The organism is Hymenobacter terrestris (assembly GCF_013377905.1).
In the GTDB taxonomy this organism is placed as follows: Bacteria; Bacteroidota; Bacteroidia; order Cytophagales; family Hymenobacteraceae; genus Hymenobacter; species Hymenobacter terrestris.
This window is the reverse complement of sequence record NZ_JABKAV010000096.1, coordinates 1-8,839: the sequence shown is the minus strand read 5'-3', so window position 1 is coordinate 8,839 and position 8,839 is coordinate 1. Positions and strand designations below refer to the sequence as shown.

The window sequence follows — 8,839 nt, the reverse complement described above, 5'->3', positions numbered from 1 at the left end:
CCCAACAATTAAAATTTGGTTGTCTACCCGCCCTTGACATTTTACGGGTTGGGGTGGGGTTGGGGGGCAGCTCTCCGCGGGGGTTTCCGTTACCGGGGCAAAACCCGCCGTGATGAGCTACCCGCCGTGGCCCCGTCCCGTACCAAGCCGGGCCCAGTTGACTTTGTGGCACAGCAGCAGCACCGCGCTGCCCAGCGCCAGGGCCACAGCAGGCAGGTCCAGCCGGGCGCTGCGGGCCGCCCGAGCTGCCCTGTGTCTGGAAGTGGTTGATGACCAGCACCTGGATGCCGTCGAGCTAGTACGCTTTTTCGTTGGGCGCGCCGCCGCGGATGACGATGTCGTTGCGGAAGGCCGCCGTGCCGCCCGTGCCCCCCGCCTACATCGGGCAGCGTCTGCACCACCTTCGAGATGTCGAAGGTGCCGCCGGGGTTAGAGCGGATTTCCTCGGTGTTGATGCGCTGCACGCTGAGCGGCGTTTCATCAGCAAGCGGATTTACTTGGGAAAGCAGTGTTGTGTCGAATCCTACCGGTCGAGGTACCGCCCCCCCGTCAGCTCCTCGCTGAACCGCCACAGCCGGGCCGCAATACGTTCGTCCCGGGAAGCGTCGTCCGACTCCACGCGGGTGGGGTAGCCTCTCATTTGCTGAAACCCGTCCGGGCCGATAAACTCGCCGCCCTTTAAGTTTTCCGCCAACGCCGCGTACAGGATGGGCAGGGCGCCTTGCGAAGCGGGCTGCAAGAAGAGGCTGCCCAGGGGCCGAATCAGGGCCGGGAAATACTGGTCCAGATTGGTCTTGGCCAGCCCCGGATGCGCCGCCACCGACCGGGTGCCGTGCCCCGCCGCCGCCAACCGGCGCTGCAGCTCGTAGGCAAACACCAGGCAGGCCCGCTTGCTTTGCCCGTAGGCTTTGCGCCGGCTGTAGCCTTTTTGGGCCTGCAGGTCGTCGAAGTCAATCCCGGCCCATTTGTAGGACAAGCTGCTGACCGTGACCACCCGGGCGCCGGGCGTCGCGGTCAGCAACGGCAGCAGCAAGCCGGTGAGGGCAAAATGGCCCAGGTAATTGGTGGCCAACTGGTTTTCAAAGCCGTCTTCGCTCTCCGCATAGGGTGGCATCATGATGCCCGCGTTGTTGATGAGTAGGTTCAACTGGTCGTAGCGGGCGCGCAGGTGCGCCGCGAATTCGCGGACCGAGCGCAGACTGCTCACGTCCAGCCGCATGGTTTCCAGGCTGGCGGTGGCGCAGGCCGCAAGTATCCTCGATTTGGCGGCGGCGGCTTTTTCCAGGTTCCGGCAGGCCAGTACCACCCGGACCCCGTGCCTGGCCAGGGCCAGGGCGGTTTCGTACCCCACGCCGCTGTTGGCCCCGGTCACCACGGCAACGCTGCCGGGCTGCGCGGGCACCTGTTCTACGTTCCATTTGCGGTCCATCGGTCGGGCGCTTAAAATACGCTGTAGAGCTTGATGGCGACGGGCTGCGCGGCCGGGCCGTAGTCAATGAGCGCCGACTCAAACCTGGGCTCGCCGAAGGGCTTGTAGTTGTTGCCGAAGCCGATGGGTTCCTTGGGAATTTGCAGAAAATTCATGCCTAATTCGCCGTTCTCGTTGGTGTCCTGGTAGATGGAGACGGCGTACTTGCCGTAGGGCACGGCAAACACGGCCTTTTTGGTGTTGTCATCGGGCGCTAACGTCACCCGCCGGAAGGGCTTTTTCAGCCACTCCGCTTTGGCGTTGTAGATTTCAACGACCAACTTGCCGTTGTTTTTTTCGACGTTCAGAATTTGAATTTGCAGCGGGGCTTGCTGAACCAGCGGCTTCGAGGCCACCAGTACCGTGGCCAGCAGGAGCAGTATAAACAGGGAAGTGGGGTGGCGTAGCATGGTGCTTTTATGGCTTTACGGATGAAGACGCTCCTCAAGTGGTACCGGCCCTACGTTGAGGTTCACAAAGGTCAGGCGCGCCCCCGCCTTTTCGTCGTCAGGAATCGTGCGCTTATTCGGACAAACCTTGCCAAAACGCGTTTCGGTAGTCGGTGGGCGTTTGCCGTGTCACCTGCCTGAACAAACGGCCGAAATAGGACGGGTCGGCAAAGTTGAGTTCCACCGCAACCTGGGCAATATCCTTGGACCGGTCCTGCAACAGCACTTTGCTGCGCAAAATCACCATTTCGGTGATGTGCTGCTTGGGGGGGTTGCGGGTCAGCTGATTCACGCACCGGTTCAGGTAATTCTCCGACACGGCCAGGGCATCCGCATAAAACGCCACCTCCCGGTGAGTAGTCACGTGCTCATACACCAACTCCTTGAAGCGCATGGTGATTTCCGACGGCCGGTCGGGCTGGCACAGGGTGGTGGCCGAGGCCTGCGCCACTTTCAGCACCATCGCCCGCAGCAGCGCGCATTGGATTTCTTCGGCGTACCCCTGCTCGCCCGTCTGACTCAGGAGGAGTTCACAGCACTGGCCCAGCCAGGCCATATCGGCGGGAGAAACCGCGTGTTTGGGATAAAACGTGAGGCGGTGCAGCAGCGCGCTGTCCGCAAAAATACGGGGGAGCAGCGCATTTTCCAGGTGGATGTAGTACCCCTGGGTACCTTCGTCGATGGACTTGATGGCGTTCAGGTGGCCCTCCCGGATGAAGAGCACATCATTGGCATGCAGGTCCAGGGTTTCATTGTCTACCTGCTGCTGCCCTCCGCCTTGCACGAACAGCAGCAGGAAGCTGTACTCAGCCTTGAAAAGCGGGGTCGGGGGCTTAATGCGGGCGACGGCCAACGACAGCGGGTATACCTGGACGGCGCTTTGTTGAAATGTAAAGGCGTCGGCCGGAGAGTCTAAATAGCGGTCCACGAACCGCTCTAAGGTAACCACATCGTAGTTTTTACGGCTCATGTTCGTTGCGTTGCAGCCCACGAGGGCCGTGGTTACTAATTTGCTACAAAGGTCGCCTGGCAACAGCTACCTGCTTTAAAGCACTGCTTTTTTGGGAATTTCCACACCCGTAAAGCGTAGGATTTTCCCTATTTGTTTACCAACCCCTCATTACCCACGCATCCCCAAGATGCTTGTTTGTTAACAATTTCTTCACGGGGGCAGAGTGGCCCCGTGCTCCCGCACTGCGTTGGAGGAATAACCAGCCTTTTGTTAGGTCCCCAACTCCAATGCACCCCTCCCTTTTGTCGATTGCACTGCTGGCCCTCAGCGGCTTGGTGCTCTTTCTGTATGCCGTGAGCCGTTTGGCCCTGGCCCTGCGGCAAGTCGCTGGCGACCGGGTCAAAGGCATTCTGGACCGGTTCACCAAGACGGTGCCGATGGCCATCCTAACGGGAACCGTGGTCACCATCCTGCTGGATTCCTCGTCGGTGGTCATCATTCTGACCATTGCCCTGGTCAGTGCCGGGGCGCTGCCGTTTCGAAATTCACTGGGGGTGGTGCTGGGGGCCAACATCGGCACCACCATTTCCAGCCAGCTCTTTGCCTTTGATTTGGGACAGTACGCCGTCGTGGCCATGCTGCCCGGGCTGCTGCTGCTGTCCCTGAGCAAAAAACGGAAAGGGCGCACGATGGGACGGGCCTTGTTTTGCTTTGGCCTCCTGTTTTTCAGCTTGTTTCTCATCGGCGAAGCCGCGGCCCCGCTCAAAGAGTACCGGGGCGTAGAAGCGTGGCTGCTCCAGCTCGAAAACCCCCTGCGCGGCGCGGGCGCGGGGGCCCTGATGACCCTGGTCATCCAGTCGTCCTCGGCCACGCTGGGCATGGTCATTAAGCTCGCCGCCAAAGGGCTGCTCACTCTGCCAGCCGGCATCGCCGTGATGCTGGGCGCGGAGTTGGGGACGTGTTCCGACACCTTGCTGGCGACGGCCGGCCGCGGCCGACCGGCCCTTCGGACCGGTCTGTTTCACCTACTGTTCAACCTTATTTGCATCACGCTGGGCCTGCTGCTCATCATGCCCTTCACGGCGCTGGTGCTGCGCCTGGCGGGCCACGCCGACGTGGCCCGCCAGATTGCGCACGCCCACGTGCTGTTTAACGTGGCGGGCGTGCTGGTCTTCGCGCCCCTGGTTCCCCTCTGCCAGCACCTGCTGGAGGCGTGGCTCCCCGACCAGAGGCCCCTGGCCCGGTTAGCCACGACCAAGGGATGAAGGGCTGCGCCCATAGCGGGCGGCCTGCTCGTCATTAACAAATTCTACCGGCATAAGGTGGAAAATAAAGGTCACCTAGAAGCGGGCTGGTAGCTATAGCTGGTGAGCCAAAGGCTGGCTTTGACAAAGTCAAGCCGACCTGCCCGATCCGGCTCAGGGGCCGCATACATAAGCCAGATAACGGATGTGTTGGAGCACCTGGATGCCGGCCGGACCTGGTAGTCCGGTTCAGTCCGCTAGCCTTCGGAGCGCATTAAAAAGCGGGGGCAGTCGGGGAATATTTAAGGCAGCAGGGCGAGGGAGGGCTAATTGGCTCATCGCTTTCCTCCCCCCCAAACCTTGTTTTCTTACGCCTGCAGAAGGAAGGGGGCAACAACTTGGCGGTGGAGACTACTAGGGCCGTTGCCTCGCCAGCCAGTCCAAGGCAGCTGCTTGCTCGGTGAGCCACCCCATCCGTACGCCATGCACAAAGCCGTTCTGCAACTGCCCGTAGCCCAGCGCCGGCAAGCCGGCCCACACCGGCTCCGCGACCAGAAAGCAAAGGCAAGTCCCCGACCCCAGCTCCCGTGAGAGGCGGGGAAAGTACTCGTCCCGCATCCAGTCGTGGAGGGCCTGGGGCTGTGCCTGCTGGTGCGAGCGGCCGTCCAGGAGCCAGTACCGGCAGCCGTAGTGGCGGGCCGTGGATAGCAGCAGCTCGCAGGTTTCCGTAATTTCTTCCGCGCTAAGCTGGCGGCTGTTGCAACCCCGCAGCAAAGGCGGACACGGCTCATAGGTGATGGCGTAGTGGGCTAAAGCAGATAGGGACAACTCTTTCATCTCCGGCTTCATGCGGTGTAAGGTAGCAACCGCGGATTACACGCCAAAGCCGGAGCGGAAGCAGGGGCCGCGTAAGAGCATGAGCAGCAATCACTGGCAGGACCATCGGGTCGAATTCTCGAGGGGGGGGTGGGAGGACATATAAAACGGACGCGTTCGTGCTTCCTAGGCCGTTTTCCAAGCCCGCACATAGACCAAATGAGATTCAGGGCCTAAACTTCCAACCAAAGCCAACTTTGTGCCGAGCAAAAGCAGTATACGCTATTGCTATGAAACAACTCGTGCTCGTTCTACTGCTCACTTCGCTTCTCGCTGGCTGTCAACCTAGTCCGGACGCCGCACAAGACCGCCCGCCAGTAGTGGCTTCGCCAAGTGCCGCGCCGTCCCCAGCCCAGCCAACGCCAAGCGCCACAACCCCAGACAGCGTTTCGGCAAGCCAGCCGTTATTGGCCTTGACCTCGAATGCGTTGCAACTGGTGAGCCAGCCAACGGGTTCTACCCGGCAGATACCCTTTGGCGAGCCGCAGAAAGAGCTGATTGAGCTCGTTAGCAAGGTGCTGCAAGCGGAGCCCAAGAGCGTCGGAATCAATACCGAATGCGGGGCCGGCCCTTTGAAAATGGCTTCGTGGAGCAACGGGCTGACGTTGGTGTTTCAGCAAAACAAAGCCGGGGCCACCCAGGAGTGGCAATTTGTGGGGTGGTATGCGGGGATGGCCAGTGGCACAACGCCCAAAGTAGCCACCATGGCCGGGGTCGGTATTGGCTCTACCCGGGCAGAGTTAGAAGGGGCCTACTCCGTCAAGGTTACCCGATCAACCTTAGGGCAGGAATTTTCTACGACTTCCGGTCTGTATGGCCTGCTGGATGGACCCGGCCAAGAGGCCGTCATTACCAGCCTGTGGAGTGGCACGAGTTGCAATTTCAGGTAGATTACATTCCCGGTTTACCTGTGTCAGGTAATTCCCCTGCAGTCACGAGCGCAGTACATAGCGGCTGATGGCGTGGCCTTCGACGCGCCATTCGGCCCGCAACCGACAGGTGCCGTAATGCCCGGCATGGCGGGCAAAGGCTTACTGGACCGCTGCATGCTTTGCGAGCGGGTCCGCAGCGGGACTGCCTGCGCCACTGGTCATGCGCTAGTGGTTAGTAGCCGGCCGTGCTCACGGCCAACAGGTGAGAGAGCCTCTGTACCGGCCAGGTCTGCCTGCAGCCTCTGATGAACTGATAACGGTCCATGAATGAGGCGGTTGCGCAAAGTTAGTCACGACTTTTTTTTAATATGTCACGCTCCATTTCCACGCGTCGCAGCTCCACGCGCAACTGCTTAATTTCGGCGCGTTCGACGCTACTGGGCACTGCCTGTTCCAACACTTGGTGCTACCAGTAGCGCGGGCGAAATGCCCTGGGCGAGGACAGCGTCGCTTTACCGGGCACCGGCCACCACTTGGCGCACGCACTCAACCTTGAAAGCCGGTCTATATTTCTGGCAGGTAGTGGGCATCTCATCAGGATTCAGTTTCACAGTCATGGGCAATGGACGATAAGACTTCGCACTGTCCGTTTCAGCTAGAGAACCTCAATATTATCAACTCGAATTAGTACGATTGAGTGGCCTATAAAGGCCTTAGCGCAACTTTATCCCCCCGCTGCTATAAGTAGGCCGAATTGTTCGATGAAGCACTAAAGTGCCATTGTCTGCGCAGCAATGGAGCACTGGACTGGCTTGTATTTGAATACAATGTCACTCATCTAAATACTGGTGTACGAATTTGATAGCCATACTGCCCTCTCCAACGGCCGAAGCCACCCGAGCCATGGCCCCGGCCCGGCTGTCGCCGGCCGCAAACACCCCGGCTACGCAGGTTTCCAACAGGTAAGGCTCTCGGCGCGGGTGCTTCCAAGAGGTAACATAGCGCGGGTCGTTTACCAGGTCGCGGCCCGTAAGCACGAAGCCCTTGGTATCGCAGACAACAGTGCCGCAAATCCATTCGGTGCTGGGGCGAGCCCCGATAAATACGAACAGTGCCCGCGCCGGCCGCCGCTCCACTTCGCCGTTTTGGAGGGTCAATACCACCTCCTGCAGGTACTCCTCGCCGCTCACTTCCTGCACCTGGGTAAACGGCAGTAGCGTAATGTTGTCCGTCTGCTTGATTTGCTCAATCAGGTAGGCCGACATAGTGGTCGTCAGGCTCTCGCCCCGAATCAGGATGAACACCTGGCGGGCATAGCTGGCTAGGTACATCGCCGCTTGCCCGGCCGAGTTGCCCCCGCCCACGATGTACACGTCCTGGCTCTGGCAGGAGCGGGCCTCGGTGCGGGCGGCTCCATAGTAAACGCCCGCCCCGCTGAGCCGCTCGATGCCGGGTACGTCGAGCGTACGGTAGCTCACGCCGGTGGTCAGCACCACGGCCCTAGTCCGGATGTCACTACCGTCTTTCAGCGTTAGCACTTTGTAGCCGTCCTGCACGCTGAGCTTGGCTACTTCCCTGGGAGCCAGCACTTCGGCCCCTAACCGCACGGCCTGGGTCCAGGCGCGGTGGGTGAGCTCGGTACCGCTCAGGCCCGTCGGAAAGCCCAGATAATTTTCGATGCGGGAGCTGGTGCCGGCCTGACCCCCGAAGTTCTGGCGCTCGATGACCAGCGTTTTAAGTCCTTCCGAGGCCCCGTACACGGCAGCCGCCAGCCCGGCCGGACCGCCCCCGATAATGACGACGTCGTACAGGTCATGGGCGGCGGCCGTCGTCAGGCCGATTTGGGCAGCCAGTTCGGCAGTACTGGGATTGGCCAGCACGCTGCCGTCTTCGAGTACCACCACCGGCAAATCCTGCGGCGTAAGCCCCCGGAGGCTTAGCAGCTGCTGCGCCTCCACATCCGTTTCGTAATCGAGCCACTGATAGCCAATCAGGTAACCGGCCAGGAAATCCTTTAACTCGTGCGAACGGGGCGACCATTGAAAGCCCACGAGCCGCACGCCCCGGAAGGCGGGCCGGTAGGCGGCCTGCCAGGCCCGCAGCAAGTCGTGCAGCGTGGGATAGAGCAGCTGCTCGGGTGGGTCCCAGGGCTTCATCAGGTAGTGGTCGAGGTGGGCGGCATTGATGGCCCGGATAGCCGCCTCCGTATCGGCGTAGGCCGTTAGCAGCACCCGCTTGGCGTCGGGATACAACTCGCGGGCCCGGCTAAGCACGCCCACGCCATCGAGGCCCGGCATCCGCTGGTCGGCCAGCACCAGGGCCAACGGCTCCTCGCGCTGGCGAAGCTGTTCCATGGTCGCTACGGCTTCCTCGCCCGAGGACGCCCGCAGTACCCGATACTCGGCCCGGAACTCCCGGCGTACATCTCGCTCGATAGCGCCGAGCACCTGCGGGTCATCATCCACGCAAAGCAAAACTGGTTTTTTCATGCGTACGGATAAGTCAGAAGTTGAAGCCCGGAGGCGAAAGAGATTGGTAGGCGTTGCGGGGTGATGATGGAGCCGGCCGTGCTTACGTGTTGGCCACCGGCAGCCAGACGCCAAACTCCGTGCGGCCGGGTTCGGACTGGACTTCCAGCCGGCCACCGTGCTGCTCGATAATGCGCAGGGCAATATCGAGGCCCAGGCCGCTGCCTTCGCCGGCCGGCTTGGTGGTAAAAAAGGGTTCGAGAATGCGGGGCAGCACCTCGGCGGGAATGCCGGGGCCGTTATCCAGGATAAAAACACGCACAAATTCATTTTCCACGCGCGTACGCACCGTGAGCTGCCCGCCGGGCGGCAAGGCATCAAGGGCATTATCGAGCAAGTTGGTCCAGACCTGGTTGAGGCTGCTGACCTGCCCGCATACCGGCGGCATATCAGCCGCGTAATCGCGCACCAGCTCAATCTTCTTATCGCGCAACGGGTAACCCAACATAT

Annotated in this window: 8 protein-coding genes and 1 pseudogene; 2 read left to right on the top strand and 7 right to left on the bottom strand. The window is 61.0% G+C overall.

Annotated features, from left to right (window positions below):
- Positions 1-232 precede the first annotated feature (232 nt).
- The 4 genes and pseudogenes from HW556_RS18765 to HW556_RS17330 all read right to left on the bottom strand — a co-directional run.
- Positions 233-485 (bottom strand): annotated as a pseudogene (locus tag HW556_RS18765) (TonB-dependent receptor plug domain-containing protein); the annotation flags it as partial.
- Positions 486-523: 38 nt separating this feature from the next.
- Positions 524-1,429 carry an oxidoreductase gene (locus tag HW556_RS17340; protein WP_176901386.1) on the bottom strand — a complete coding sequence of 302 codons (906 nt, stop codon included), beginning with the start codon at positions 1,427-1,429 and terminating at the stop codon, positions 524-526.
- 11 nt (positions 1,430-1,440) lie between these two features.
- Positions 1,441-1,878: a DUF2141 domain-containing protein gene (locus HW556_RS17335; RefSeq protein ID WP_176901385.1), complete on the bottom strand. Its 438-nt coding sequence runs from the start codon at positions 1,876-1,878 to the stop codon at positions 1,441-1,443.
- Positions 1,879-1,990: 112 nt separating this feature from the next.
- Positions 1,991-2,887, bottom strand: coding sequence for a helix-turn-helix domain-containing protein (locus HW556_RS17330; protein ID WP_176901384.1), 897 nt, complete (start codon positions 2,885-2,887; stop codon positions 1,991-1,993).
- Between the two features lie 269 nt (positions 2,888-3,156).
- On the opposite strand from HW556_RS17330, the gene HW556_RS17325 reads away from it, so the two are divergent.
- A complete protein-coding gene (locus HW556_RS17325; protein ID WP_176901383.1) occupies positions 3,157-4,134 on the top strand; it encodes a Na/Pi cotransporter family protein in 978 nt (325 codons plus the stop codon).
- Between the two features lie 393 nt (positions 4,135-4,527).
- Here the strand turns inward: HW556_RS17325 and HW556_RS17320 are convergent, their stop codons facing one another.
- Complete coding sequence (locus HW556_RS17320; protein ID WP_176901382.1) at positions 4,528-4,950, bottom strand: hypothetical protein; 423 nt, start codon at positions 4,948-4,950, stop codon at positions 4,528-4,530.
- Positions 4,951-5,219: 269 nt separating this feature from the next.
- Here HW556_RS17320 and HW556_RS17315 point away from each other — a divergent pair, with 269 nt between their 5' ends.
- Positions 5,220-5,879: a hypothetical protein gene (locus HW556_RS17315; RefSeq protein WP_176901381.1), complete on the top strand. Its 660-nt coding sequence runs from the start codon at positions 5,220-5,222 to the stop codon at positions 5,877-5,879.
- A gap of 812 nt (positions 5,880-6,691) precedes the next feature.
- Here the strand turns inward: HW556_RS17315 and HW556_RS17310 are convergent.
- Both HW556_RS17310 and HW556_RS17305 read right to left on the bottom strand, forming a co-directional pair.
- Positions 6,692-8,350 (bottom strand): FAD-dependent oxidoreductase, encoded by a 1,659-nt coding sequence (locus tag HW556_RS17310; RefSeq protein ID WP_176901380.1) that lies wholly within the window; start codon positions 8,348-8,350, stop codon positions 6,692-6,694.
- 82 nt (positions 8,351-8,432) lie between these two features.
- Positions 8,433-8,839, bottom strand: a 407-nt coding sequence (locus tag HW556_RS17305) for a sensor histidine kinase (protein WP_176901379.1), incomplete at its 5' end; no start/stop codon positions are given.